Here is a 25,756-nt window from a genome sequence, read left to right on the forward strand (position 1 = left end):
CGCCGGGCATCTCGATGAGGGGGGCGGTCGATCAGTCGCTCGCCGAGTACCGGGCAGCGATCGTCCTGGCCGCCTCATCGATCGCCCGTAGCCGTTCCTCCTCGGTGATGGACCAGGAGCCGTGCACGAGCCCGGGCCAGAACACGGCGGAGGCGATCAGTCCGAGGAACTGTGTCGCCGCCACCTCGAGATCGTCGATGTCGGCGACGCCCGCCGCGTCCGCCTCGAGCAGGTAGCACCGCAGCGCCCTCAGCACGGACAGCGTGCCGAAGTCGAACGTGCGCTCCTGCAGCTCAGGAAAGCGAGGGAGCTCCGCGATGATCGTCCGCATCAGCCCCGCGACTCGGGGGCGAGCGAGCAGGTCGGCGTAGGCGCGCCCGAGGTGGACCAGCCCCGCTCGGAAGTCCTCGGAGGGCAGCTCGCCGAGCTCGGCGTCGGGGATCCCGGCGGCTTCGAGCACCGTCGCCTCGAAGAGCTGCGACTTCGTCGGGAACTGCTTGAACAGCGTCGCCTTGGAGACGCCGGCGCTCTCGGCGACTCGCGCCAACGAGGTCCCGTCGAACCCTGCCTCGAGGAAGAGGTCGGCGGCGGCGTCCAGGATCGCCTCCCGGTTCCGCGCCCGTACCTGACGGTGGTAGTCGGAGAGCCCGGAGGTCATTGCTGCAGTCTGCCACGAAGGTGAGTCCCTTGACTCACCTCAGGGGTGATGTCACTCTGGGGAAGAGGTGAGCCAACCGACTCACCATTCGACAATGGCAGGAGCGACGAGATGGCGACCGTGTTCATTCACGCGACGGTGACCCTGGACGGGTACATGGCCGACGTCGGCGGAGGCGTCGACTGGATGTCCGACGTTCCCACGGTCGCTGAGGACGAAGCCGTCGTGACGACGGTGATGGATCGCATCGGCGCCGTCGTCGGCGGTGCCAACAAGAGCCAGACCATCGACGACGGCGAAGAGCCCTACGGGGGGACGCTGGGGGTCCCGGTGTATCTCATGACACGCTCGGAGAACGAGCCGATCGTCAAGAACGGGACGACCTACACCTTCGTTGTCGACGACATCGCGCTCGCCGTCGCGGCCGCGAAGAAGGCGGCGGGCGACAAATGGGTCAGCCTCCTAGGTGGCAGCATCTCCCGGCAGTGCCTGCGACTCGGGCTCGTTGACGAGATCCACCTCCATGTCGTGCCGCTGCTTCTCGGCGACGGCATCCCCTTGTTCGCCGGCCTAGGGCAGCGCGTCGACCTCGAACGCGTCGAGACGTCGGGGTTCTCGGGTGAAGCCCATCTTCGCTATCGAGTCCTCCGCTGACCGCACGGCTCACGCGTGGTGCGCCGGTGCGTCAGGCGGTGACGACGACCGTCACCGTGGACTCCGGCGGCTGAGCGGACCCGTCCTCCAGGCGCAGCACCACGCCGGCCCACGCAACGACCGGTCTCGCCAGACGAGCTCGCGACCGTGCCGTCGGCTCAGCCCTCCAGCAGCGTCGCGATGCGGCGCGCGGCCGCTCGGTCGCGCAAGAGGACCTCGAACAGGGCGCGCAGCGCGTCGCCGGTCTCGTCGGCTGCCTCGAGCGCGTGCTGGACGCGGGTGACGGCGATGGCGCGCCTGGCAGCCGGGTGCCGCTCGGCCTCGTAGCCGTCGAGCGGGTCGAGGTCGGCAGATGAGCCGAGCGCGAGGGCGAGTCGCTCGGCGAGCGCGATCGCGTCCGCCAGGCCGACGTTGAGAGCGGAACCACCGGCGTTGAAGACGTGTGCGGCGTCCCCGGCGAGAAGGACGCGGCCGGACCGGTAGCGCTCGGCCTGACGGCTGTGGGCGACGGTGCTGCGCGCGGCGTGCGCGGCCGTGAACGGCAGGTCGGCGCCGAGGACCCGGCGGAGGCTGGCCCGGAGCTCGTCGCTGCTGAGCTCGTCGGTGGGCGCCGCTCCGGCTCGCGGTTCGTGCGTGCTGACGTGGAAGAGGTCCACCGGGGCGGAGCGGTCGAGGGCGCGCGCGGGCGTGATCGTGATCGAGCCGCGCGCGGTGACGTTCGGCCGGAACAGCGCGAGCCGTCCGATGCCACGGATGTCGATGCCGTGACGGTCGTGGACGGCTACGTCGGGCGCGATGGTGAGCTGGGCCAGCCGGGAGATCGACGCGTCCGTCAGCCCCGGGAAGGCGATACCGAGCATCGTGCGGACAGAGCTGCGAGCTCCGTCGCACCCGACGAGGTAGCGCGCACGCAGCTCGACCTCGGACCCTGCGGTCGACGCGCGCGCCGTGACGTGCGAGTCGTCCTGCTCGATCTCGGTGAGCTCATGTCCGCGAAGGATGGTGGCGCCGCGGGCGACGGCGCGGCGTTCGAGCAGCTCTTCGAGCCGGCGCTGCGGAACGGGCAGCACGTGCACGGGGCTGCGCAGGAGACCGAGGTCGAGAGTGAACGGGCCGTAGCCGTACCGCGGCGGCCGGACCACGCGCAGCCTGGTTCCTCGAAGCAGGCCACGGCGGCGCAGCTCCACCGCCGCGCGGCCGACGACGCCGTTCGCCTTGGGCGTCTCGGTCGGGCGGGTCGAGCGCTCCAGGACGACAGGGCGTGCTCCCGTCGCTGCGAGCTCCGCGGCGAGCAGCAGGCCGACCGGTCCTGCGCCCACCACGATCACCTCGTGGACGGCCTCGCGGGGTAGCAGTGTCATGCGTGTCAACCTGGGTTGACACCCAGCCGGTTGTCAAGTCGGGTTGACGTCGGATGCGCCCGCGGCGACACTCTCGGCCGATCAGAAGATGACGGCACAGGACACCTGCGAGCGGGGCGGCTGAGGCCGGCGGACACCCCTCAGATCGACCACCCGGCCGCGGACGCCTACCTGACGACCCGGACCTCCTGGGGCCAGCCGCACCCCTCGGCGACCCTGCCCGCCCACATCTCGGCCGTCTCCCGGTCGGGCACGTCGATGATGGTGATCCCGCCCAGGTACTCGGCGGTCTCCGTGTAGGGCCCGTCGGTGATCGAGATGGTCCCGCTCGTCGCGTCGGCGCTGAACGCGTCGGCCATGTCCTCCTCGAGCCCGCCGGCGAACACCAGGACCCCGGCTTCCTCCATGTCGCGGACGACTGCCGTGCTGGGCGCCACGCGGGTCTGGAACCACTCGGCCGGGTGGTCCCCGACCCACTGCTGGTGGAAGTAGATGGCGTACTGCGTCATGTCGCTCCTCCTGTTGTGCGGGCCGCACCGTGTGGCCCTGTCACGACTGTGACGGACGAGCCTCGCCGGAATCGACAGGTGCGCGCTGCGCGTGCAAGGCACGTGGCTGCCGAGGAGCACGACCTCGAGGGCCCGCGGTCAGGGCGTGGCCGATGTTCCGAGCAGCGCCGCGACCCTGTCTGCGTCGGCTGCCGACCCGAAGCCGAAGGTGATCGGGCTCGTGGTGATGGCAGCGTGGACGGTGGGGGCAGACAGGACCTTGCCATCGAGGAGGAGCGCCAACTGACCGCCGATCGCCTGGCCACTCACGTCCTCGAGCGTCTTCGTGTCCGCCTCGTCGAACTCGACGGCGACGGCCTCCCCAGCCTGGCCCTCACGCGTGACCGAGGTCGGAGTCACCACACCAAGCGTCTCACCCAGCTCGTAGGTCGTCGCGCCCCCGATGTCGCAGGCCGACCCGGGGCCGTCTGTCGTGAGAGGTGGAGCGCTGCAGGGCCCGGTGTCGGAGGAGGTCACGAGACGCAGCTCCAGCGGCGGTGCCGTCGCGCCGCCCGGTCCCTCGCCAGCGTCGTCTGCCGCGCAGCCGGCGGCAACGGCCGCGACGGACACCAGGACAGCGAGGTGGGCGAACGAACGGGCGGCGTGCATCCGGTCACAGTAGGTCGACGAGTTCCCCCAAGGAGCCGGAAAGAGCCCGGCTAGAGTCGCGACATGGCTGCCGACGACGCCGTCTCCCGCTCCGTCCCCGCACCGGCGTCATCGCCGACGATCGCCTCGCCGCAGGTCGGCGGCCTCGAGGTCCGGTCCGTGACCAAGTCGTACGGGCGCCGCCGCGTCCTGACGGATGTCTCGTTCCACGTCCCTGCAGGGCGGTCCCTGGCCGTCGTGGGAGCGAACGGCTGCGGCAAGTCGACCCTCCTGAAGATCTGCGCCGGTCTCGTCTCGCCCGACCGCGGCACGGTCCGCGTGCACGGACGCCTCGGGTACTGCCCGCAGGAGATGGGGCTCGACGGGTTCCTCACCTCCGAGGACCACCTCGCCTGGTTCGGCCGCGGACGAGGGCTGTCCCGCCGGGCCGCGGTGGCCGAGGGCAGCCGGGTCGCCGCGGCCCTCGACTGGTCGATCCCCCGCCGGCAGCAGGTCCGCCATCTCTCCGGCGGCACGCGACAGAAGCTCAACGTGACGACGACGATGCTCTCCGACCCGGGCGTCGTGCTGCTCGACGAGCCCTACCAGGGCTTCGACCACGGCAGCTACCTGGACTTCTGGGGTCTCGTCGACCAGTGGTGCGACGAGGGCCGCGCGGTCGTCGTCGTCACCCACCTGCTGCACGAGCTGAACCGGGTCCACGACGTGCTCGACCTGTCGAGGACGGAGGTCGACTGATGCGGGGCCTCGCCGTCACCGCCGAGATGACCATCCGCGACCTGCTCGGCCGTCGCACCGTCGTCCTGCTGCTCGTCCTCGTCCCGCTCGTCTTCTACGCCGCCCGCCGCGACGACTTCCAGGGGCAGGCCGTCCGGTTCGCGAGCCTCGGCCTCGCCTGGGCGGTCAGCACCGTGGCGCTGTTCGCCACGAACAGCGTCCGCCCGCTCGAGCCACGGCTGCGGCTCGCCGGGCACGGCAGCGTCGGGCTCTACCTGGGCAGGCTGACGTCCACCGTGGGGCTGGGCGCCGTCGTCGCCGGCCTGTACGCCGTGCTCGTCGCGCTCGACCAGGAGACCGTGAACCCCTGGTCCGCCGTCCTCGCCCTCGTCGCGTCCGGGACGATCGCCGCGTCCCTGGGGCTGCTCGTCGGCGCGATCGTCCCGCGCGAGCTCGAGGGCATGCTCGTCCTCATCACGATCGTCGGCCTGCAGATGATCATCGACCCCACCAAGGCCGTCGCCGAGGCGCTCCCCCTGTGGTCCACCCGGGAGTTGGTCGGCCACGCCGTCGACGGCGTCGGGGACGTCGACGCCGCGATCGCGCACTGGGCGCTCTACGGCGTCGGCATGGCCGTCGTCGCCCTCGCGATCACCGCGTTCCGGCTGCGCCGCCGCCGGCACGTCGTGTACGTCGACGCGACGGTCGAACCCGTCGTCGCCGCGGGACGCGGGGTCACCCGACCAGTGAGCGGGGATCGCGGCTGAGCCAACGGCTCGTCTCCGGGACCGGCCGGTCGTCGGGCAGCACGGACGTCCCGGATCGGCAGCTCGGCGTCCCTTGACGGCCATCGGGCACGCGCGGACCGTCGGACGTGGGCCGTGTCCCGCGGCTCGTTCGTCGCAAGTCAGGAGTCGTCATGCGCAAGCCACTCGTCGCCGCCGCCGTCGCCACTCTCGGGATCCTCACCCTCTCCGCTGCGTCCCCTGCCGGTGATGCGGTCGACAGGTCGCACGGGCGGACCCGTGTCCTGACGTTCGACGTGCAGTTCACCGGGTTCTTCCTGCTCGACTTCGGGCCGGAGGGCGTCCGGGAGGTCACGTCGATCACCGATCCTCAGCTCTCCCCGAGCCGCGGCGACCAGATCGTGTTCGAGGACACCCTGCTCCGCGACGGCGTGCAGGTGGGCGCGGGAGGCGGGGCCTGCACGGTCACGGCGGTCGTCCCCGCCGACCCGCCCATCGCGCTCAGCTGCCAGGTGTCCTACCAGCTGGCCGGCGGGCAGATCGTGGCCCAGGGGCGCGCCTCGAACGCGGCGGTGAAGACGCTGGCGGTCGTCGGCGGCACGGGCGCGTACGTGGGGGCGAACGGCGAGCTGGTGCTCACCGAGCTCGGCAACGCGGAGAACACCGGGACGCTGCGGATCGCGCTGGAGCGTCGCTAGGAGGCGGTCCGGCGCCGGTCAGTGGCCGCACGCACCCGACCGGGCGCCGGAACACCGGCACCCGGTCGGGGTGTGCTCGGCGCGGAGTGCACCGCGTGCCGTGGCCGAGCCGTCAGATGCGCGGGCCGCCGTCGCGGTCGTCGCGGTCGTCCGTCACGACGAGCGGGTCGCCCTCGAGGCCGCTGGTCGTGGGCGCCGCGGTGTCGCCCAGATAGTCGGCGGACGCGACGGGCGGCGTCGGAGACACGAGGTCGACGTCCGAGACCTCGGTCTCCTCCGAGCCGCTCTTCTTGCCGGCCACCACGGCGGCTGCCGCAGCCGCCGCGACGCCGAGCCCCGTGGCCGCTGCCTTGCCGGACACGCCGGCGTGGCCGCTGTCGCCGCGCGACGCCGCCGCGTCCTCGACCCCGGGCGTCCCCGTCGTCCCGGTCTCGATCGACCCGCGCCACGCGCCCGTCGCGTAGCCCTCGTCCTCGATGAACGCCTTGAACCGGTCGAGGTCGCCCTTGGCCTGGTTCTCGACGATGTTCAGCTTGTCGCCGACCTTCTCGACGAGGCCCTCGGGCTCGTACTCGAGCGACAGGTGCACCGACGTCTGACCGCCGCCGACGTCCTCGAACGTCACCGCGCCCGCGTTCGTCGCGCCCGACGTCGCCGCCCACGACACCTTCTGGTCCGGGACCTGCTCGAGGATCTTCGCCTCCCACTCGCGGCGTACGCCCGCGATCTCCGCGACCCACTGCAGGCGGTCCTCGCTCAGCTGGGTGATCTTCTTGACGCCACCCATGAAGTGGGGGAACTCCTCGAACTGCGTCCACTGGTTGTAGGCGACGCTGATCGGCACGTTCACCAGGATCGACTTCTCAACCTTCGTCGTCATGACCTCTCCTCCGGTTGACCGGTATCACCGCTCCTTGGATCGACCGGTGGCGCCGTGGGGGTCCGCGGCGCCGCTGTTTCAGCATCACCCCGGCGCGGTGATCGTGCCCGGCGAACGTCCGAGGGCTGCACGACGGCCGCGGACCCGGCACCGGTCCGGCCGAGCCACGCTGCGGTGGCCGGAGCGGCGCCCTGTCAGGGCGCCGTCCACGGGACGTGCGAGCACGGTGATCGACCCGCTCAGCTCGTTGCAGCCGCGACCCGCCGCCGACAGGGTGCGGCCCTCCAGCTGTGGGATGCGCCCCGGGTGGGCGGGCCGTCGCGGGACGCGCGCGGCGGTGCCGCGTCCGCCTCAGCGGGCTTGCGCGATGACGACCCGGCACCGCAGCCGTGATGCCGTGTCGCCATCCCTTGTGGCCCAGAGCGGATTGCCGGACGATGCCGACGTGGCGAGCAGCGCGGAGGAGGTCGTCAGGGTGCTCCGCGGAACAGCTCTGGAAGGCATGCCGGTCAGGCCGCCGCGGAACCCACACCCCGCGGGCTCCCCCTTCACGCCGCCCGACAGCGACGTGCTCGTGATCGAACATGTGGACCCGGCCCGCGTCCTGGAGCTCTGGCGCGCCGCACGAGACGTGCTGCCCAGCACGTCTCGGTGGCCGATAGCGGTCGCGCCGGAGTGGAACGCCTGGTTCCGGCAGGTGCCCGACGACGAGCTCACTGCGCTCCAGAGCTCCATCGCCGGTATAGACGACGCGCGGATGTTCCCCCGCTTCGTGTTCGACGTGCCGCGCGCGCAGGAGGACTGGCACGGAGGGTGGGAGAACGTCTTCCGCGGCGCTGGCCTGTCGGCCAGGATGGCGGCCGAGCTGTCGGACCCGGTCCTCGATCACGAGGTCGACCGGTGGATTCACGACCGTTTGATGGCAGACCCGTCACTGGTGGCGATGGTCGAGGGGCGACTGCAACCCCATGTCGGGACGCGGGCGTGGTTCCAGCCGGACTCGGTCGAGCTGGCGTTGCTGCCGACCACCTCACCCTGGCTGGCGTTCGAGTGGGTGAGCTATTTCGGTGTCGACTCCGACGCGCCGGCGTTCGTCGCGGCGCTCGAGCGGTGGCACAGGACCTGGGGTGCGGAGCTCGTCGCCTCCTGGGGGACGATGCTGCAGCTCACCGTCACCCGCCGCCCGCAGCAAGGCGAGGAGGCGTGGGATCTCGCCGGCCAGCTCCTGGCCTGGGCCGGCAGCCTTCAGCTGTCCCAGTGGGAGCTCGCGCTGATCGTCGCCCGCAGCGACACCTGGTTCCTCCACGACCGACCGTAGGTCAGGTCGTGCCGCTCACGGGGTCCACGCGTCCTCCGCCGACCAGCTCGCGCTCGTGGCGAGCTTCGTCTGAGCCTTACCCCTCAGGCGACGCCGGTAGTCGCGTCGAGGTGATGTGAGTACGGTGCGAAGATGAAGCGCACCATGCGGACAACGCGGTCCGCCGTCCTGGCCGTCACAGCCGCGCTCGTGCTCGTCGGGTCCCTCGGCTCGGCCGCGAGCGCAGGGCCCAGAGGTGACTCCCGCGTCGTCTACGACGCGCTCGGCGACTCCTACGCCTCCGGGTACGGCGTCCCGCCCTACGCCGAGTGCGGCCGCTCGCAGAGCGCCTACGCCGTGCAGCTCGACGGGCGCCACCGTCTTCGGCTCGACGACTTCGTCGCCTGCGCGGGGGCCACCACGACGTCGCTCGTCGCCGGTGGACAGCTCGCCGCGCTGGACGCCGACACGGACCTGGTGACGTTGACCATCGGGGGGAACGACATCGGCTGGTCGAGTGCGGTCGTCGCCTGTCTCGGCGGCACCGACGCCCAGTGCACGGGCACGGTCGCCGTCGTCGACGCCCGCATCACGACCCAGCTGCCGGCCCTTCTCGACGCGGTGTACGCGCAGGTCAGGACGGCCGCCCCGGACGCCGAGGTCGTGGTGGCCGGCTACCCGCGGCTGTTCTCGCCGGAGTACGGCGACTACCTCGCCGCCTCGGCGGCTGAGCAGACTGCCCTCAACGCCGCTGCCGACACCCTCGACGCGGTGATCGCTGCCGCGGCCGACCGCGCCGGCTTCCAGTTCGTCGACGTCCGCACGCGGTTCGACGGCCACGGGGTGAACTCGCCGGACCCGTGGATCCTGGGGCCGTCGGATCCCGGAGCGTTCCACCCGACCGTCCAGGGGTACAAGGCCTACACGGCCGCCGTGAACTCGGCGCTCGGTCCACTCAAGCACCGCTGCGACAGGCACTGACCGCGCGGCGACCGACCGAGTGAGCCGGTCACTCCTGCGGTCTGGCAGGGAACGACACCGGAGGAGACGCCGTCATGACGACCATCGCCGACCACGACGCCTACATCGCCGCGGCGCCCGAGGCGTTCCAGCCCACGCTGGCACGGTTGCGCGCGATCCTGGGCCGCGCCCTGCCCGAGGCGGACGAGATGGTGGCCTACAACATGCCAGGGTTCCGGATCGGCGACTCCGTCGTCGCCAGCTATGCGGCGTTCAGCAAGCAGTGCGGGCTGTACGTGCTGCCCAGCGCCATCACCGAGCACGCCGACGAGATCGCGGCCGCCGGCCTGAAGACGACCAAGACCGGCATCACCTTCTCGCTGCGTCGCCCCATCCCGGACGACCTCGTCGAACGGCTGGCTCGGGCGTCGGCCACGGGATGACTGGGCGCCGTCCGGGGCGAGGCGCTCAGCCGCGCGTCGCGCGGTCGCCGGGCAACCCGCACTCGTAGGCGATGATCACCGCCTGGACGCGGTCCCGGGCCCCGAGCTTGGCGAAGACGTTGCCGACGTGCGTCTTGACGGTCGCTTCGGAGACCACCAGCTCGGCCGCGATCTCGACGTTCGACGCGCCCTCGGCGATGAGGCGCAGGACGTCCAGCTCACGGGGCGTCAGCACGCCCAGCCGAGGGTCGAGGTCTCCGGCGGGCGGGTCCTCGCCGGCAGCCGGGAGGTGAGGCGCGAAGAGGTCCAGCATCCGGCGCAGCACGCGCGGTGCCACGACGGAGGTTCCCGCGGCGACGGTGCGGATCGCGTCGACGAGCTCGTCGGGACGGGCCGACTTCAGCAGGAAGCCGCTCGCGCCGGCGCGCAGTGCCGCGAACGCGAGGTCGTCCACGTCGAAGGTCGTGAGCACCAGCACGCGCGACCCGGGGTGCTGCGCGACGATGTGCCGGGTCGCCTCGATGCCGTCCATGCCGGGCATGCGGATGTCCATGAGGACGACGTCGGGCGCGAGCGCGGCCACCTGGTCCAGCGCGACCCGGCCGTCGGCCGCCTCGCCGACCACCTCGAGGTCCGGCTCGGACTCGATGACGAGCCGGAAGCCGCTCCGCAGCAGCGCCTGGTCGTCGACGAGCAGCACCGTCGTCATCGTGCGCCTCCCTCGTCGTCGGACCACGGGAGGACTGCGTGCACGCGCCAGCCGCCGTCCGGCAGCGGCCCGGCGTCGACGTGGCCGCCGAGGAGTGCCGCGCGCTCCCGCATCCCGACGATGCCACGTCCGGTGCCGCCGCCGCTGCCGGGGCGGCTGCCCCCTGCGTCCACGACGTCGACCTCGACCGTCGTCAGGGTCCGCCGCACGGTGACCTCGACGGCCGGTGCGTCGGGGGCGTGCCGCAGGACGTTGGTCAGCGCCTCGCCCAGGATGCGGAGCACCGCCAGACGCACCGCGGTGTCGTCGGGGAGCGCAGTGTCCAGGCCGGTCGCGCTGACGGGGATGCCGGTGACGGCGAACCGCTCGACGACGGTCGGCAGGTCGGCCTCGGTGGGCTCCGTGCCGTCGCCCCCGGCCGGACCGAGGGCACCGAGGACGCGTTGCATGTCGGCCAGCGCGGACCGCCCGGTGCGCGCGACCTGACGGACTGCGTCCCGGGAGCGGTCGGGCGCGCGCTCGAAGGCGGCGTCGGCGCCGTCCGCCAGGGCGACCATCACGGTCAGGTTGTGGGCGACGACGTCGTGCATCTCCCGGGCGATGTGCGCGCGCTCGGCGGCCCGCGCGAGCGCGGCGCTGTGGTCCCGCTCCCGAGCCAGCGCGCGGTACCGCTCGACGAGGTCGGCCGCGTGCAGGCGCCGAGCCCGTGCCGCCGACCCGAAGGCGACGCCCAGCAGCAGCAGGGCCAGCAGCAGGAGCACGGACCCCAGGCGTCGCCCGGGCGAGAACAACGGCTCCTCCAGGTACGTGGCGAAGTCGGACGGGGGCAGGATCGACGCACCCGACCACGCGATGACCTCGATGATCCCGAGGTCCTGCAACCGCCACAGCGCGACCGTCACCACGGTCAGGACGCCGCCGAACGTGATCCAGGCGGTCGTGGCGCCACGCTCCGCCGCCACGGCGTAGAGGGCGCACGCCAGGCAGGCGCCGAGGACGCCGAGCACGCCGGCGGCCAGCAGCGACGCGAGGGCCGCGGCGGTCAGCAGCACGGTGACGGTGATCGGCCAGGTGCGCCGCAGGAGCAGCAGCGCGGCCCCCACCGCGGTCCCGACGAGCCACGTGGTGGTGACCGAGCGCGCGACGTCCGAGTCCCGCGGGTACAGCCCGAGCGCCACGGCGCCCGCGGCCGTCTCCTCGATGAAGATCGCGCCGACGAGGCCGACCACGACGATCGCGACGGCGACGGCGACGTCCATGACCCAGGGGCGGGCGGTGACGAGCCGGGCGACCGGGCTGGCGCCGCGCACCTGCTCCTCGGTGAGCGGCTCGACCGCGCGTCGGATCACCACGCGCCCACTCTCCCATCCGGACGTGCCCGCGCGGCCGAGCTCCCCGCCGGCGGACGGCGCCGTCGGCCGGGAGCGGAGCCGGTCAGCGGACGTCATGCCGCACCAGCCGGTACGCCGCGGCGGCGAGCACGACGAGCACCCACGCGGCGACGACGACTCCGCCGCCCCACGTCCCGAGCCGTGGTCCGAGCGTCGCGGCGTCGAGCGCCGCGAGCGCGGCGTCGTCCTGCACGAGCCGGGCGCCCGAGGACGGCAGGAAGGCCCGGAGGGTGTCGGTGACCCGGCCCGGGTTCATCGCGAGGACGTGCTCGCCGACGACCAGGAGAAGCACCCCGCTGACGAGTGCCTCGGCGGGGCGGCGCAGCAGCGCGCCGAGGCCCGTCCCGAGCACCGCGACGGCGACCGACGCCAGGGCGAACCCCAGCAGCGCACGGGCCGCGCCAGGCACGGACAGGTCGAGAGCAGGGGCGTCGCCCGCGCGAGCCGGTGCCGTCGCGAGGACGGAGACACCGAGGGCGGCAAGGGCCGTCAGGAGCGCGGCGACCGCCGTGACCACGACCTGGGCGCCGAGGACGGGGAGCCGACGGGGCACGGTGGCGAACGTCGTCCGTGCCGTCCCCGTCGTGTGCTCCCCCGCCCCCACGAGCACACCGAGGACGAGGAACCCCACCTGGGCCAGCACGAAGCCGGACGTCACCACCCACGACCCCGACCGGCCGTCGCCGGGCTGGACGAACAGGCCCAGCCCGTACGCGGTGCCGGCAGCCGCCACGACCGTGCCGAGCGCGAGCCAGGCGTTCGACGGCAGGCTCGTGAGCTTGGTCCACTCGGCACGGAGCACCCGGGCCGCGGAGACTCCCGTGCGGGCCGGAGCTGCCCGGACGGTGGTCATCGCACGTCCCGGGTCCGCAGCCGCACCGCCGCCGCGACGAGGAGGACGAGGATCCAGGCCGCGAGGACCAGGCCGCCGCCCACCGGGCCCAGGTCGGGCGCGCCGTCCATGCCGCCGGAGGACGGGGAGGTCGTCATCAGGGTCCCGGCGGTGCCGGGCGTCAGCACCGTGAGCGTGCCCACAACGGTCGTCCGCGGGACGGCCTCCGAGGCCACCATCGACGCGGGGTCGCCGCCGCCCACGAGCGGGTCGGTCGCGATCATGAGCACGACGGGCAGGATCAGGACCAGGAACAGCGCGGTCACCAGGGCCGGGACCGTCCGCCGGAGCAGCGCCCCCAGGGCCAGCCCGAGCAGCGCCATCCCGACGAAGAACAGCACCATGCCGAGCACGAGCGCGGGGCCGTCGCCGGCGGTCAGGTCGACCGCGATGCCGCGGGACGTCGCCGCGGGCAGGATGCCCAGGGCGCTGGCTGTGGTCGTCAGCACCCCGACCCCCAGCGCGAACGCCGCGACGACGAGCGTCTGCGCGACCAGGACCGGCGCCCGTCGCGGCACCGTCGTGAAGGTGGTGCGGAAGGCGCCGGTGCGGAACTCTCCGGCGCCGACGAGGACGCCCAGGACGAGCAGGCCCACCGGGGCCAGCACCAGCCCCGTCGACAGGGAGTCGACCGGCTGGAAACCGGGGTCGACCGACGACGCCTGCGCGCTCAGGTAGGTGATCGCGCCGCCGACGGCCGCCGTCACGGCGGCGATCCACCACGACGAGCGCAGGGAGGTCAGCTTGGTCCACTCGGCGGCGACCACGCGCGCGGCCGTGGGTCCGGAGACCGGCGTCGGGGTCGACGTGCTCATCGCGCACCGCCCTGCACGTCGGCGGCGCGGTACTCGAGGGCCTCGCCCGTCAGCTCCAGGTACGCCTCCTCCAGGGACCCCGACTCGCTGCCGAGCTCGAGGACGGTCACCCCGCACCGGCGGGCGGCGGTGCCGACCTCCTCGACGGACGCCGCGCGCACGCGCAGCACCCCGCCCTCCTGCCGCACGACCTGCGCTCCGGCGGCGAGGAGCTCCCGCGCCAGCGGCTCGGGGTCGGTCGTGCGCACGCGCACGGTGCCCGCACCCTGCGAGCGGTCGACGATCTCCTGGACCGACGCGTCCGCGAGCAGCCGGCCGCGGCCGATGATGACGACCCTGTCGGCGCACAGCGCCAGCTCGTGCATGAGGTGGGACGAGAGGAGCACCGTGCGCCCCTCGGCCGCGAGCTCGCGGACCAGTCGCCGCACCCACAGGACGCCGTCGGGGTCCAGGCCGTTGACCGGCTCGTCGAGGATCAGCGTGGCGGGGTCGCCCAGCAGCGCACCCGCGATGCCGAGCCGCTGGCCCATGCCGAGGGAGAAGGTGCCCGCACGGCGGTGCGCCGCCGGCTCCAGGCCGGTCTGCGCGATGACCTCACGCACGCGGGCCTTGCCGATGCCGTGCGTCTGCGCCATCGACACCAGGTGCTTGTACGCGGTGCGGCCGGGGTGCACCGAGCGGGCGTCGAGCATGACGCCCACCTCGTGCAGCGGCGCATGCAGGTCGGCGTACCGGCGGCCGGCGACCGTCGCCGTGCCGGCCGTCGGGCGCTCGAGCCCGACGACGACGCGCATGGTCGTCGACTTCCCCGCGCCGTTGGGTCCTAGGAACCCCGTGACCGTCCCGGGCCGGGCGGTGAACGTCAGCCCGTCCACCGCCGTCGTGCTGCCGTAGCGCTTGGTCAGCGCCTCCACCGTGATCATCACGTCTCCTTCTCGTCGGGTCGGCGCCCGAGTGGCGTCCGTCGGCGACGCTACGAATCCCGCGGGGGCGCTCGGCACCTCCCGGCGGAGGAACACGCCCCGTCGGCCTCCTCCCCCCACGGGAGGAGGACTGCCCCCGCAGGGCGACGCCGCTGAGTGCCGGCGCGAATCGCTTCACCCGCTGCGCGGGCGTCGTTCGTCTGGTGGTGTTGCCACTCGTTGCCAGGGTCGCCCGTGTCCCTCGGCGCTCCCGTTCCTGAGAGGGATCCCCGCGTGCGCTCACTTCGCAAGGTGCTGACCCTGGCCACGGCGGCCGTCGTCGCCGTCACCGGATCGATCGCCGTCACCAGCCAGGCGACCGCCGCCGCCGGCTGCCGTGTCGACTACACGGTGACCAACCAGTGGCAGGGCGGCTTCGGCGCCGACGTGCGGGTGACCAACCTGGGTGACCCGATCACGGCGTGGGACGTCCGCTTCTCGTTCGGTGCGGGCCAGCGGGTCTCGCAGCTGTGGAACGGGTCGGTCACCCAGTCCGGCGCGGACGTGTCGGTGCGCAACGCCGGGTGGAACGGGGCGATCGGCACCAACGGCAGCGCGTCGTTCGGCTTCAACGGCGCGTTCACCGGGACCAACCCGGTGCCGACCGCGTTCACGCTCAACGGCGTCGCGTGCACGGGAGGCGTCGCCACCCCGACCAGCTCCCCGACGACGTCACCGACGACCACGCCGACCCCCACACCGACGTCGACCGCGGGACCGGTCACGGGCAGCGCCGCCCAGCTCGTCGCCGGCCTGGGCAAGGGCTGGAACCTCGGCAACCAGCTGGAGGCGAACATCAACGGGGTGCCCAACGAGACGGCGTGGGGCAACCCCGTCGTGACGGGCGCCCTGATCGACCGGGTCAAGGCCTCGGGCTTCACGACGATCCGCATCCCGGTCTCCTACCTCGGCAAGATCGGGTCCGCGCCCGGCTACACCGTGGACGCCGCGTGGCTCGCCCGGATCAAGCAGGTCGTGGACCTGGCGTACGACCGCGGGCTGTACGTCGTCATCAACATGCACGGCGACGGCTACAAGAGCGTCGGCGGCTCCTGGCTCATCTGCGACGCGTCCGGGCAGGACGCGATCAAGGCCAAGTACCAGAAGGTCTGGCAGCAGGTGGCGTCGATGTTCCAGGGCTACGGCGGGCGACTGATCCTCGAGTCGATGAACGAGAACTTCGACGGGCAGTACGGCGCCCCGACGCAGCCGTGCTACTCCAACATCAACGCGTACAACCAGGTCTTCGTCGACACGGTGCGCCGGACCGGCGGCAACAACGCCTCCCGGTGGCTCCTGGTGCCCGGCTGGAACACCAACATCGACTACACCGCCGGCAGCTACGGCTTCGTCGTGCCCACCGACCAGTACCGCTCGTCGGCCATTCCCAGCAACGAGAAGCGCCTCATGATCTCCGCGCACTACTACGACCCGTGGGACTTCACCGGCACCGAGGACGGCACCATCACCCAGTGGGGGCCGAACGCGACCAACGCCTCGAAGAAGTCGGTCTGGGGTCAGCAGGACTTCATGGACGCGCAGCTGAAGAAGATGCACGACACGTTCGTGGTGAACGGGTACCCGGTGTTCATCGGCGAGTACGGCTCGATCGACAAGACGGCCTTCGACGCGACGAACAACCGCTACCGCGCCGACTACGCCCGAGCCCTCGTCGCCACCGCGAAGAAGTACGGTGCGGCCACCGCCTACTGGGACAACGGGCACAACGGCCAGTACGGGTTCGCGCTGTTCGACCGGGCCTCGGCGACGGTGACCCAGCAGGGCATCATCACCGCGATCACGGGCTCCTGACCACGCCGGCCTGACGGCGATGTCGCCCGAACCCGCCGGACCGGTCCGGCGGGTTCGGGCGCTGCGTCACAGCAGCTCGACGCCGTCGGCCTGCGGTCCCCGGTCGCTCTGGCGCACCTTGTACCGGACCCGGTCACCCTCCTCGAGCGCCTCGGCGCCACGCACCACCGACACGTGCACGAACAGGTCGTCGCCGCCCGCGTCCGGGGTGATGAAGCCGAACCCCCGCTCGGCGTCGTACCGCGCGACCACGCCCTCGCCCCCGCGCACGGCGCCGCCGGACTCCCTCGACGGGCCCGATCGGCTGCCGGACGGAGCACCTCGGTGTGCCGAACCACCCACGAGCCGGATGTTGCGGGCCTGGAGCCCCTTCTCGCTCGTGCCGACGTCGTAGGTCACGCGGTCGCCCTCGGAGAGCTCGGTCACGCCGCCGGGCAGCGCCCGGACGTGGACGAAGAGGTCCTCGGCGCCGGAGTCCGGGGTCACGAACCCGAAGCCCTTCTCCGCGTCGTACCAGGAGACGGTGCCGTCCGCGCCGTCGGAGGCCCGAGGTCGTCCCATGGCCTGCGCACCGAGCGGCAGCAGGTGGTCCGCCTGCGGGCCCTTCTCGCCGTCGACGACGAGGAACGCGACCCGCTGCCCGTCCGAGATCACGCCGCCGCCCACGATGGCCGAGCTGTGCACGAAGATCTCCGCACCGCCGCCGTCGGGGGTGATGAAGCCGTACCCCTTGCCCGGCTCGTACCAGGAGACCGTGCCGAGCACACCCAGGAGGGCGTCCGGCGCGAGCTCGCCCGTGACCCGGACGCGACGGGCCTGCGGTCCCCTGTCGCCCTCGCCCATCTCGAACTCGACGACCTGCCCCTCCCGGAGCACCCTCGTCTCCTCGCCGACGATCTCGGACGCGTGCACGAACAGGTCCTCGGCATCCTCCCCGAGGAAGAGGAAGCCGAACCCCCGCTCGGCGTCGAACCATCGGACAGTTCCCTGGGGCACGGTGAGCTCCTCGCTGACAAGACGGGTGGTTGCTACCCCCTAGTGTCCCCCGCCACCATGGACCGGAGGCGATGCACCATGACCACCCTGCGCCACGGGAAGATCTGCCACGTCGAGCTGCCCGCGGACGACCCGCAGACCTCGGCGGAGTTCTACGCCCGCGTCTTCGGCTGGGCGGTGCGCTCCGCGCACGGCACCTGGTTCTTCGAGGACTCGGTCGAGGAGGTCAGCGGGCACTGGGTCCCGCACCGGGAGACGACCCCGCCGGGCGTGCTCGTCTACCTGTGGGTGGACGACCTCGCCGTAGCCGTCGAGCGCGTGGTCGCCGAGGGCTGCGAGCTGGTCCAGCCGGTCGGCCAGGACGCCGGCGAGCTGACTGCCCGCTTCCGCGACCCCGGCGGGAGCGTCATGGGCCTGTACCAGGAGCCCGTGGCGTGAGCGTCAGTCCGTCGACACGAGGGCGGCTCTGACTGCTCGTGCGTGGCCGTCGAGGAGCGGCCTGGCGCGCGCCGGCGGTTCCTCGCCGAGGAGGGTCCACCCGTCTGCGGCGTAGCGCGGGACCACGTGCAGGTGGAGGTGGAAGACGGTCTGGAAGGCGGCCTCGCCGTCGCAGACGAGCAGGTTGATGCCCTCGCACCGCAGGCTGGACCGCCGAAGGGCCCGTGCCAGGTCCTGACCGACCGACCAGACGTGGGCGCTCGTGGCCCGGTCGACGTCGTCGAGGCCGATCGCGTGCTCGCGCGGCACGACGAGCAGGTGACCGGGCGTGACGGGGTTCAGGTCCATGAAGGCCACGACGGTGTCGTCCTCGTACACCCGGCTGGCCTCGCCGTGCCCCGCAGCGATGTCGCAGAAGACGCAGTCCTGCGCCGTGTCCTCGGTCATGCGCGCAACAGTCGCAGCGCACCCGCCCGGGTGCCAGCCCGCACGGGCCGGAGGGTGTCCGGGGTGAGGTCTACCGTGCGGTACATGGCAGAGATCGGGACGGACTGGCGGATGCTGGACGGCGTCGCGACCGCGTGGTTCGACGCGCCCTCGCTGATCGAGGCGGCCGAGCTGGCCGGACGGATCCTGGAGGTGTCCGCCGACGTCGCGGTCGACGTGCGCGCCACCGGCGTCCGAGCACGCGTCGGCTCCGACGACGTCGCCGAGGCGGTGTCGACGGCCGCACAAGAGCTCGGGCTCGTCGCGAACCCGGCCGGGCTGCAGCAGCTGAGCGTCGTGCTCGAGTCCCCGGACCCCGACGCGGTGAGACCGTTCTGGCAGCAGGCGCTCGACTACGCCCTCGACGAGGAGGGCAGCCTCGCGGACCCGCTGCGGCGCGACCCCGCGCTCCGGATCCGGCCGACGACCGAGCGACGACCACTGCGCAACCGCATCCACCTCGACGTCGTCCGGCCGACCGCGGGCGTCGAGCAGGTGGAGCTCGGTGAGCCGACGGGACCGTACGGGGTGTGCCGCACCGACCCCGACGGCAACGAGGTCGACCTGGTGCCCGGCGACGCGCTCGGCGAGAGCCCCGGGACCGCCGACTGGCAGTCGGTGTTCAGCGCGATCGCGTGCTACCGGACCACCTCGCCGGCGCAGCAGCGTGACCTCGCAGCGGCGGCAGCCGCGCTGGCGCACGACGTGGGCTTCCCGCTGCTGGTCGACCTGCGGCCCGGGCTCGTGGTCCTCGACAGCGGCAAGGACCGGTGGGAGAAGGACGCCCACGGGCTCGCGCTCGAGTTCACCGACCTGGCGGCGCGCCTCCAGGCCGCCGCCCGGGACCTCGGGGCCACGGCGGACCCCGCGCTGCCGCGGTTCGTCCAGCTCTTCCTCGACGCCGCCGACGTGCCGGCGGTCCGCGCGTTCTGGCTCGCCGCGCTCGGGTACACGCCGGACCGGCGGGACTGGAACAGCGACATCAACGACCCGCGGCGGCTGAACGTCGACCTGGTGTTCCAGGAGATCGACCTGTCGGAGACGGAGCGGCGCCGGCAGCGCAACCGCATCCACGTCGAGCTGGCCGTGCCGTCGGACCTCGCGCAGGCGCGTGTCGCCGCGGCCGTCGCGGCCGGTGGCCGGCTCCTGGGCGAGTCGACGGGTCGCTGGCTGGTCGCCGATCCCGAGGGCAACGAGCTGGTCGTCACTGCCCACGGACGGAGCGCATGAGCGTCCTCGTCTGGGTCGACGCGTGGCAGCTGCAGTGCTGCGGCACGCCGTTCGGTGTCGGCGACGCGGTCGCCTGGCGGTGCGGCGACCCGGACCCCGACTGGCTGGAGTCCGTGCTGGGTCCCGACGTCGCCTCCCGCATCTCGTCCGCGGAGGAGCACCACGACGCCCTGCCCGACGACCACCCGGTGACGAGCGGCACGGTGGTCGAGATCCACGCCGCCTTCTGCGGGTACGCGCCGCGCGGCACGGACGACCGGACGCTGTACCCCGTGCCGGGCTCGGCCGTCCTCCAGGAGGTGCCGCACGCCGACGGGAGCGACCGCGACCGGTCGGACGCCCGCTTCACCGGCTACGTCGTCGAGGTCGAGCTGTCGCCGGAGACCGGCTGAGCACAGGACGTCCGACCGGGCGAGGGAGGCGCCCCGGGTCGCGGCCGCGTGCCTAATCGATTCCGCGCCGCCGCACCCGCCGGACGGAGACGTGCCCGGCCCTAGCGTGGCCCGAGCGCACCCCTGCCGGCGGGGTCCCAGCGTCGGGGCACGGCCGAGCGTGGTGCTCGCCGTCCGCCACGTCGACCGCCCAGCAGAGGACTGCCATGTCACCGACCACCCACCGTCGCGGCGGGCTGCCCCGCCGCCGCGCCGCCGGTCTGGCGGTCGCCGCCACGCTGGCCCTCGCTGGTCTCGTCGCCGCCCCGCAGGTCGCCGCCGCGGCCCCCGACCCGGGCTCCCCCGTCAAGGTCAACCAGGTCGCCTACGTCCCCGGCGTCGCCAAGCTGGCGACGCTGGTGAGCACGTCCACCGCGCCGGTGGCCTGGACGCTGCGGAACGCGGGCGGTGCGGTCGTCGCGTCGGGGCAGTCGACAGTCAAGGGCGCCGACGCGCTGTCCGGCGACTCGACGCACCTCATCGACTTCTCGACGTTCGACACCCCCGGCTCCGGCTACGTGCTGTCTGCCGCGAGCTCGAGCAGCTACCCCTTCGACATCTCCGCCGACCCGGTGAAGAAGCTGCGGTACGACTCGCTCGCGTTCTTCTACCACCAGCGCACGGGCATCGCGATCGAGGCGCAGTACGTCGGCAGCACCTACGCGCGGGCAGCCGGTCACCTGGGCGTCGCGCCGAACCAGGGCGACACGAGTGTCCCGTGCCGACAGTCGTGCGGGTACAACCTGGACGTGCGCGGCGGCTGGTACGACGCGGGCGACCACGGCAAGTACGTCGTCAACGGTGGCATCGCGACGTGGCAGCTGCAGAACGCCTACGAGCGGACGCTGCACGTGGCAGGTGCCGACAGCACGGCGCTGGCCGACGGCACGATGGCGATCCCGGAGCGCTCCAACGGTGCGCCGGACATCCTCGACGAGGCGCGGTGGGAGGTCGAGTTCCTGCTCCGGATGCAGGTCCCGGCCGGCCGCACGGACGCCGGGATGGTGCACCACAAGATCCACGACGAGAACTGGACCGGGATCCCGACGATCCCCGCGCAGGACAGCCAGCGCCGGCTCCTGTCGCCGGTGAGCACCGCGGCGACGCTCAACATGGCGGCCGTCGCCGCGCAGACGTCGCGCCTGTGGAAGACGCTCGACCCGACGTTCTCCGCCAAGGCCCTCGCCGCTGCGCAGACCGCGTACGCCGCCGCCAAGGCGAACCCGAACCGGATCGCGTCCGCGAGCGACGGCACCGGCGGCGGCGCCTACGGCGACACGTCGGTGACGGACGAGTTCTACTGGGCGGCCTCCGAGCTCTACGCGACGACCGGCTCCGACACGTACCGCGCGGACGTCACCGGGTCGTCGCTGTACAAGGGCCGCAGCTTCGCGCAGCGCGGCTACGACTGGGGCTGGACCGGTGGCCTCGGCGACACGACGCTCGCGCTGGTCCCGACCGGGCTCCCGACCGCTGACGTCGCCGCCACCCGCGCGGCCATCGTGACGTTCGCCGACGCGGCGCTGACCCGCGCGACCAGCCAGGCGTACCCGGCACCCAACAACGCCGGGACCGTCTACTACTGGGGGTCGAACGGCCAGGTCGCCAACAACGCGAACGCCCTCGCGCTCGCGTACGACTTCACCGGCCAGGCGAGGTACCGCACGGGCGTGTACGCGGCGCTCGACTACTTCCAGGGCCGCAACCCGCTCAACCAGTCCTACATCGCGGGCTACGGCGAGAAGGCGGTCCAGAACGTGCACCACCGGTTCTGGGCGCACCAGGCGAACCCGTCGCTGCCCATCGCCCCGCCCGGCTCGTTCTCCGGCGGCCCGAACAGCGAGCTGCAGGACCCGATCGCCGCGGCACAGCTGGCCGGCTGCGCACCCCAGAAGTGCTTCGTCGACCACATCGAGGCGTACTCGGTCAACGAGGTCGCCATCAACTGGAACTCGGCGCTGGCCTGGCTCGCCAGCTGGGCGGCCGAGCACGCGGGCGGCACGCCTCCCGTCGACACCACGGGACCGAGCGTTCCGGGCACGCCGACCGCGAGCGCGGTGGGCGACACGTCGGTGAGCCTCACCTGGTCGCCGTCCACCGACGCGGAGAGCGGGATCGCCGGGTACGACGTCGTGCGCGTCGCCGTGGACTCGCTCCAGGTCGTGGCGACGACGACCACGACGTCCGCGACCGTCACGGGCCTGCGTCCCGGCGCCGCGCACACGTTCGTCGTCATGGCCCGCAACGGTGCCCAGCTGTCCTCGACGTCACCGTCGATCACCGTGACGACCACCGGCGGGGACCCGGTCGACCAGCCGCCCACCGCCCCCGGCACGCCCGTCGTCTCCGGCATCACCCAGACGGGCGCGACGCTCACGTGGACGCCCTCGACGGACGACACCGGCGTCGCGGGGTACGACGTCCTCCGTGTGCAGAACGGCACGTCGACGGTGGTGACGACGTCGACCACGACCTCGGCCACGCTCACCGGGCTGATCTCCGACACCGACTACGTGCTCACCGTCCGGGCGAAGGACACCGCGGGTCAGCTCTCCGCGGTCGCGGCGACGGTCGCCTTCCGGACCCTGCCGAACGTCACCGTGCCTCCCGCCGGGTGCAAGGTGACCTACTCGGCGAGCTCGTGGGGCACCGGGTTCACCGCGAACGTCACCCTCACCAACACGGGGGCCACGGCGTGGACGACGTGGAGGCTGGCGTTCACCTTCCCGGGCGACCAGAAGGTGACGCAGGGCTGGAGCGCCACGTACAGCCAGACGGGCTCGGCCGTGACCGTGACGAACGCGGCGTGGAACGGGAACGTGCCGGCCGGCGGCTCGACGAGCATCGGCTTCAACGGCTCGTACAGCGGCAGCAACACCGCTCCGTCGGGGTTCACCGTGAACGGCGCGCCCTGCGCCTGAGCGACCCGCTGAAGCACGACCCGATCAGGACGACGAGGGCCGCCGGTCACGTGACCGGCGGCCCTCGCCCTGTCCGCCGGTCCGTTCCCCCGTGGCCCGACCGCCGCAGACGATGTCCGGGTCGGCGGGCACCCGCGCGACGAGCTGGTGCCATGCTGTCCCGTGCCTCTCCAGCCCCGTGACGTCCCGGCCGCGGACGGCCACGGCTTGCGAGCCGCGGCTCCGTCGTCGGACGACGACGTGCGGACGGCCTACGCGGCCCGGGCCGCCGAGTACACGGAGCTGCTCGGCTCCGTGAGCGCGATGGATCCCCTCGACCGGCAGCTCATCGCGGAGTGGGGCGCGCGCTGCCGTGGCCTCGTCGTCGACGCCGGCTGCGGGCCCGGGCACTGGACGCACCTGCTGTCGGAGCTCGGAGCCGAGGTCGAGGGTGTCGACCTGGTCCCCGCGTTCGTCGAGCAGGCCCAGGCGCGCTTCCCGGCGGTGTCCTACCGGGTGGCGCGGCTCGACGACCTCGGCCTGCCCGACGGATCAGCGGGCGGCGTGCTGGCCTGGTACTCGCTGATCCACGTCGAGCCCGTCAGGGTGCCCACCGTCCTGCGCGAGATCCGGCGCTGCCTCCGGGCCGACGGCACGCTGCTCGTCGGGTTCTTCGCCGGTGACCGGCTCGAACCGTTCCCGCACGCGGTCGTCACCGCCTACTCCTGGCCGGTCGACGACCTGGCCCGGCTGGTCGAGGACGCGGGGTTCATGGTCGAGCCCGCCCAGGTCCGCGCGAACCCTGACCGGCCCGGCCGCCACCACGTCGCCATGCTCGCGCGACGGGCGTGACCGGGCGCATACCGGCCCGCCCGAACCGTTTCGGACCCCTCCGGCGCCGCGGATTGTGTCGTTAAAATCGCCAGGCACCGTCTTCCCGGCAGCGACGCCGGGACGCCTTCTGGAAGGAACGACGCATGCGCATCCGCACCCTGGTCCGGGGGCCCCGGGCCCTGCTGGCGGCCGCAGCCGCCCTGCTCGTCGTCGGAGGGCTGACCGCTCCCGCCTCGGCCCTGCCTGGGGTCGCCGTCCCGGCCGCCGCGACGGCCGGCTGCGGCAGGTCCGCCGGCCTGGCCACCGGCAGCCACACGATCACCAGCGGCGGGCTGTCCCGCACGTACCGCCTCGACGTGCCGGCCGGTTACGACCCGAACCGCCAGTACCGCCTCGTCGTGGGGCTGCACTGGTGGCACGGCACGGCGGCGGACGTGGTCAACCAGAGCTTCTACGGTCTGAAGCCCCTCGCGGGCGGCAGCACGGTGTTCGTGGCGCCGCAGGGCATCGACAACGCGTGGCCCAACACCAACGGCCGGGACGTCACCTTCGTGGACGACGTGCTGCGGGCGGTCGAGTCCGCGCTCTGCATCGACACGACGCAGCGCTTCGCGACGGGCTTCAGCTACGGCGGCGGCATGAGCAACGCGCTGGCCTGCGCTCGGGCCGACGTGTTCCGCGCGGTCGCGGTGCTCAACGGTGCTCAGCTGTCCGGGTGCGCGGGCGGCACGCAGCCCATCGCGTACCTCGGCTCGCACGGTGTCGTGGACGACGTCCTGAACATCTCGCAGGGGCGCGCCCTGCGGGACCGCGCCCTGCGGAACAACGGGTGCCAGGCGCAGCAGGCGCCCGAACCGGCCGCCGGCAGCGGGACCCACGTGCGGACCGCCTACACGTGCCGCGACGGCTACCCGGTCGTGTGGCTCGCGTCCGACAGCGGCCACCAGTGGGACGCGCGGGACCGTGGGCAGCAGCAGTCGTGGGTGCCCGGGGAGATCTGGCGCTTCTTCAGCTCGCTGACCTCGACGACCCCCACCCCGACGCCGACACCCACTCCGACTCCGACTCCGACTCCGACTCCGACTCCGACCGTCAGCCCGACGCCCACGCCGACCGTCGACCCCACCACTCCGCCGCCCGCCGGCGCCTGCACGGCGACGTACCGGACCGCGAACACCTGGCCCGGCGGGTTCCAGGGCGAGGTGACCGTCCGCGCAGGCTCCGCATCGACGTCGTGGACCGTCAGCTGGCGCCCGTCCGGCGAGCGCGTGGAGCAGGTGTGGAACGGCACGGTGTCGACGCAGGGCGACCTCGTGGTCGTCCGGAACGCCTCCTGGAACGGCCGGCTGCCCGCCGGCGGGACCACGACGTTCGGCCTCCTGGGCAGCGGCACCGCACCGACGCCGACCCTGACGTGCACGAGCTCCTGACGGCCTGAGCACGGCCGCGCCGGAGGCGTCCTAGGCTCGCCCGATGAGCCCTCTGCCCGTGCGCGCCGTCCGGGTGCAGGACCAGGAGCCCGTACCGACGGACGCGTGGTTCACGCAGTTGCCCGCGGTCGCGCAGGTGCTGCGCGAGGGCTGGCCGCTCGACCAGGTGACGGTCCTGGTCGGGGACAACGGCGCCGGGAAGTCCACGCTCGTCGAGGCGGTCGCCATGATGTTCGGCATGGGGGCCGAGGGCGGCTCGACCGGTTCCCTGCACGCCACCCGGCGGACCGAGTCCGAGCTGTGGCGGTACCTGCGCCTGGAGCGCGAGATCGGCGCGCCGCGGAACGGCTTCTTCCTGCGCGCCGAGACGATGCACTCGTTCTACTCCTACCTCGAGGACAACCCCGGCCGTGGGCCTGAGCCGGTGTTCCACGAGATGTCGCACGGCGAGTCGTTCCTCGCGCTGGCGACCGAGCGGATGAAGCCGCGGTACCCCGGGCTGTTCCTGCTCGACGAGCCCGAGTCCGCCCTGTCGTTCACCGGCTGCCTCGCTCTCGTCGCCCACCTGACGTCCCTGGTCCGCACGACGCCGTCGCAGGTCCTGCTGTCCACGCACTCGCCGGTGCTCGCCGCGCTCCCGGGCGCGACGATCTACGAGGTCGGCGAGTGGGGCCTGCGCCGGTGCGCGTGGGACGAGCTGGAGCTGGTGCAGAGCTACCGGGGGTTCCTGGACGACCCTCGGCGGTTCCTGCGGCACGTGCTCGACGACCCTGACTGGCTGGCCTGAGCCTTCACGAGACCTTGACACCGACGGCCGCCGGACGTCGTCGCGCGATGGGTACCGTCGCCGGGCAGCCGA

27 protein-coding genes are annotated in these 25,756 nt (G+C 72.9%); 15 read left to right on the forward strand and 12 right to left on the reverse strand.

All coding sequences use genetic code 11. From position 1 onward, the window contains the following. Nucleotides 1-31: 31 nt before the first annotated feature. The gene (locus CXY01_RS05270) at nucleotides 32-658 is read right to left on the reverse strand and encodes a TetR/AcrR family transcriptional regulator (protein ID WP_146926003.1); all 627 of its coding nucleotides are present in this window, start codon (nucleotides 656-658) and stop codon (nucleotides 32-34) included. Nucleotides 659-769: 111 nt separating this feature from the next. On the opposite strand from CXY01_RS05270, the gene CXY01_RS05275 reads away from it, so the two are divergent. Continuing rightward, a complete protein-coding gene (locus CXY01_RS05275; protein WP_146926005.1) occupies nucleotides 770-1,312 on the forward strand; it encodes a dihydrofolate reductase family protein in 543 nt (180 codons plus the stop codon). A 158-nt stretch (nucleotides 1,313-1,470) separates the two neighbouring features. Here the strand turns inward: CXY01_RS05275 and CXY01_RS05280 are convergent, their stop codons facing one another. From CXY01_RS05280 to CXY01_RS05290, 3 genes are all read right to left on the reverse strand, one after another. Then, the gene (locus CXY01_RS05280; RefSeq protein WP_146926006.1) at nucleotides 1,471-2,673 is read right to left on the reverse strand and encodes an FAD-dependent monooxygenase; all 1,203 of its coding nucleotides are present in this window, start codon (nucleotides 2,671-2,673) and stop codon (nucleotides 1,471-1,473) included. A gap of 167 nt (nucleotides 2,674-2,840) precedes the next feature. After that, nucleotides 2,841-3,182 carry a YciI family protein gene (locus tag CXY01_RS05285; RefSeq protein WP_146926007.1) on the reverse strand — a complete coding sequence of 114 codons (342 nt, stop codon included), beginning with the start codon at nucleotides 3,180-3,182 and terminating at the stop codon, nucleotides 2,841-2,843. A gap of 138 nt (nucleotides 3,183-3,320) precedes the next feature. After that, nucleotides 3,321-3,830, reverse strand: a complete 510-nt coding sequence (locus CXY01_RS05290; RefSeq protein WP_146926009.1) for a SecDF P1 head subdomain-containing protein — start codon at nucleotides 3,828-3,830, stop codon at nucleotides 3,321-3,323. 63 nt (nucleotides 3,831-3,893) lie between these two features. Here CXY01_RS05290 and CXY01_RS05295 point away from each other — a divergent pair, with 63 nt between their 5' ends. From CXY01_RS05295 to CXY01_RS05305, 3 genes are all read left to right on the forward strand, one after another. Next, nucleotides 3,894-4,568, forward strand: coding sequence for an ABC transporter ATP-binding protein (locus CXY01_RS05295; protein WP_146926010.1), 675 nt, complete (start codon nucleotides 3,894-3,896; stop codon nucleotides 4,566-4,568). Beyond that, nucleotides 4,568-5,314 (forward strand): hypothetical protein, encoded by a 747-nt coding sequence (locus CXY01_RS05300; protein ID WP_146926012.1) that lies wholly within the window; start codon nucleotides 4,568-4,570, stop codon nucleotides 5,312-5,314. The genes CXY01_RS05295 and CXY01_RS05300 overlap by 1 nt, the downstream gene beginning before the upstream one ends. A 152-nt stretch (nucleotides 5,315-5,466) precedes the next feature. Beyond that, complete coding sequence (locus CXY01_RS05305) at nucleotides 5,467-5,991, forward strand: allene oxide cyclase barrel-like domain-containing protein (protein WP_146926013.1); 525 nt, start codon at nucleotides 5,467-5,469, stop codon at nucleotides 5,989-5,991. Between the two features lie 112 nt (nucleotides 5,992-6,103). Here CXY01_RS05305 and CXY01_RS05310 read toward each other — a convergent pair whose 3' ends face one another. Further along, the gene (locus CXY01_RS05310; RefSeq protein WP_146926014.1) at nucleotides 6,104-6,871 is read right to left on the reverse strand and encodes an SRPBCC family protein; all 768 of its coding nucleotides are present in this window, start codon (nucleotides 6,869-6,871) and stop codon (nucleotides 6,104-6,106) included. Nucleotides 6,872-7,238: 367 nt separating this feature from the next. Here CXY01_RS05310 and CXY01_RS05315 point away from each other — a divergent pair, with 367 nt between their 5' ends. From CXY01_RS05315 to CXY01_RS05325, 3 genes are all read left to right on the forward strand, one after another. After that, on the forward strand, nucleotides 7,239-8,189 hold the full coding sequence (locus CXY01_RS05315; RefSeq protein ID WP_186813298.1) for a DUF4253 domain-containing protein: 951 nt from the start codon (nucleotides 7,239-7,241) through the stop codon (nucleotides 8,187-8,189). Between the two features lie 132 nt (nucleotides 8,190-8,321). Beyond that, nucleotides 8,322-9,149, forward strand: a complete 828-nt coding sequence (locus tag CXY01_RS05320; protein WP_146926017.1) for an SGNH/GDSL hydrolase family protein — start codon at nucleotides 8,322-8,324, stop codon at nucleotides 9,147-9,149. A 74-nt stretch (nucleotides 9,150-9,223) separates the two neighbouring features. Further along, nucleotides 9,224-9,571 carry an iron chaperone gene (locus tag CXY01_RS05325; protein ID WP_146926018.1) on the forward strand — a complete coding sequence of 116 codons (348 nt, stop codon included), beginning with the start codon at nucleotides 9,224-9,226 and terminating at the stop codon, nucleotides 9,569-9,571. Between the two features lie 25 nt (nucleotides 9,572-9,596). Here CXY01_RS05325 and CXY01_RS05330 read toward each other — a convergent pair whose 3' ends face one another. The 5 genes from CXY01_RS05330 to CXY01_RS05350 all read right to left on the reverse strand — a co-directional run bounded on the left by CXY01_RS05330 (nucleotide 9,597) and on the right by CXY01_RS05350 (nucleotide 14,301). Continuing rightward, nucleotides 9,597-10,280 carry a response regulator gene (locus CXY01_RS05330; protein WP_146926019.1) on the reverse strand — a complete coding sequence of 228 codons (684 nt, stop codon included), beginning with the start codon at nucleotides 10,278-10,280 and terminating at the stop codon, nucleotides 9,597-9,599. Continuing rightward, entirely contained in the window at nucleotides 10,277-11,632 is a 1,356-nt protein-coding gene (locus tag CXY01_RS05335) for a sensor histidine kinase (protein WP_246125049.1), read from the reverse strand. The genes CXY01_RS05330 and CXY01_RS05335 overlap by 4 nt, the downstream gene beginning before the upstream one ends. Before the next feature lie 82 nt (nucleotides 11,633-11,714). Further along, nucleotides 11,715-12,524: a hypothetical protein gene (locus CXY01_RS05340; RefSeq protein ID WP_146926022.1), complete on the reverse strand. Its 810-nt coding sequence runs from the start codon at nucleotides 12,522-12,524 to the stop codon at nucleotides 11,715-11,717. Next, complete coding sequence (locus tag CXY01_RS05345; RefSeq protein ID WP_146926023.1) at nucleotides 12,521-13,378, reverse strand: ABC transporter permease subunit; 858 nt, start codon at nucleotides 13,376-13,378, stop codon at nucleotides 12,521-12,523. The genes CXY01_RS05340 and CXY01_RS05345 overlap by 4 nt, the downstream gene beginning before the upstream one ends. Beyond that, entirely contained in the window at nucleotides 13,375-14,301 is a 927-nt protein-coding gene (locus CXY01_RS05350; protein ID WP_146926025.1) for an ABC transporter ATP-binding protein, read from the reverse strand. Before CXY01_RS05350 ends, CXY01_RS05345 begins: the two co-directional genes overlap by 4 nt. Nucleotides 14,302-14,574: 273 nt before the next feature. Here CXY01_RS05350 and CXY01_RS05355 point away from each other — a divergent pair, with 273 nt between their 5' ends. Next, nucleotides 14,575-16,152 (forward strand): cellulase family glycosylhydrolase, encoded by a 1,578-nt coding sequence (locus CXY01_RS05355; RefSeq protein WP_186813299.1) that lies wholly within the window; start codon nucleotides 14,575-14,577, stop codon nucleotides 16,150-16,152. A gap of 66 nt (nucleotides 16,153-16,218) precedes the next feature. Here the strand turns inward: CXY01_RS05355 and CXY01_RS05360 are convergent, their stop codons facing one another. Beyond that, on the reverse strand, nucleotides 16,219-17,148 hold the full coding sequence (locus tag CXY01_RS05360; protein WP_146926026.1) for a cold-shock protein: 930 nt from the start codon (nucleotides 17,146-17,148) through the stop codon (nucleotides 16,219-16,221). A 78-nt stretch (nucleotides 17,149-17,226) separates the two neighbouring features. On the opposite strand from CXY01_RS05360, the gene CXY01_RS05365 reads away from it, so the two are divergent. Then, complete coding sequence (locus CXY01_RS05365; RefSeq protein WP_146926028.1) at nucleotides 17,227-17,586, forward strand: VOC family protein; 360 nt, start codon at nucleotides 17,227-17,229, stop codon at nucleotides 17,584-17,586. A 3-nt stretch (nucleotides 17,587-17,589) separates the two neighbouring features. Here CXY01_RS05365 and CXY01_RS05370 read toward each other — a convergent pair whose 3' ends face one another. Next, complete coding sequence (locus CXY01_RS05370; protein WP_146926029.1) at nucleotides 17,590-18,033, reverse strand: HIT family protein; 444 nt, start codon at nucleotides 18,031-18,033, stop codon at nucleotides 17,590-17,592. Nucleotides 18,034-18,117: 84 nt separating this feature from the next. On the opposite strand from CXY01_RS05370, the gene CXY01_RS05375 reads away from it, so the two are divergent. From CXY01_RS05375 to CXY01_RS05400, 6 genes are all read left to right on the forward strand, one after another. After that, nucleotides 18,118-19,302: a VOC family protein gene (locus tag CXY01_RS05375; RefSeq protein ID WP_246125051.1), complete on the forward strand. Its 1,185-nt coding sequence runs from the start codon at nucleotides 18,118-18,120 to the stop codon at nucleotides 19,300-19,302. Continuing rightward, nucleotides 19,299-19,694, forward strand: a complete 396-nt coding sequence (locus CXY01_RS05380) for a DUF6578 domain-containing protein (RefSeq protein WP_146926031.1) — start codon at nucleotides 19,299-19,301, stop codon at nucleotides 19,692-19,694. The genes CXY01_RS05375 and CXY01_RS05380 overlap by 4 nt, the downstream gene beginning before the upstream one ends. 206 nt (nucleotides 19,695-19,900) lie before the next feature. Then, nucleotides 19,901-22,654: a glycoside hydrolase family 9 protein gene (locus CXY01_RS05385; RefSeq protein ID WP_146926032.1), complete on the forward strand. Its 2,754-nt coding sequence runs from the start codon at nucleotides 19,901-19,903 to the stop codon at nucleotides 22,652-22,654. 162 nt (nucleotides 22,655-22,816) lie between these two features. Next, on the forward strand, nucleotides 22,817-23,485 hold the full coding sequence (locus CXY01_RS05390) for a class I SAM-dependent methyltransferase (RefSeq protein WP_246125053.1): 669 nt from the start codon (nucleotides 22,817-22,819) through the stop codon (nucleotides 23,483-23,485). Between the two features lie 125 nt (nucleotides 23,486-23,610). Beyond that, entirely contained in the window at nucleotides 23,611-24,897 is a 1,287-nt protein-coding gene (locus CXY01_RS05395) for a CE1 family esterase (RefSeq protein WP_146926034.1), read from the forward strand. 43 nt (nucleotides 24,898-24,940) lie between these two features. Then, on the forward strand, nucleotides 24,941-25,684 hold the full coding sequence (locus CXY01_RS05400; RefSeq protein WP_146926035.1) for an AAA family ATPase: 744 nt from the start codon (nucleotides 24,941-24,943) through the stop codon (nucleotides 25,682-25,684). The last annotated feature ends 72 nt before the right edge of the window (nucleotides 25,685-25,756 follow it).

This window comes from Cellulomonas xylanilytica, from assembly GCF_007989805.1.
GTDB lineage: Bacteria > Actinomycetota > Actinomycetes > Actinomycetales > Cellulomonadaceae > Cellulomonas > Cellulomonas xylanilytica.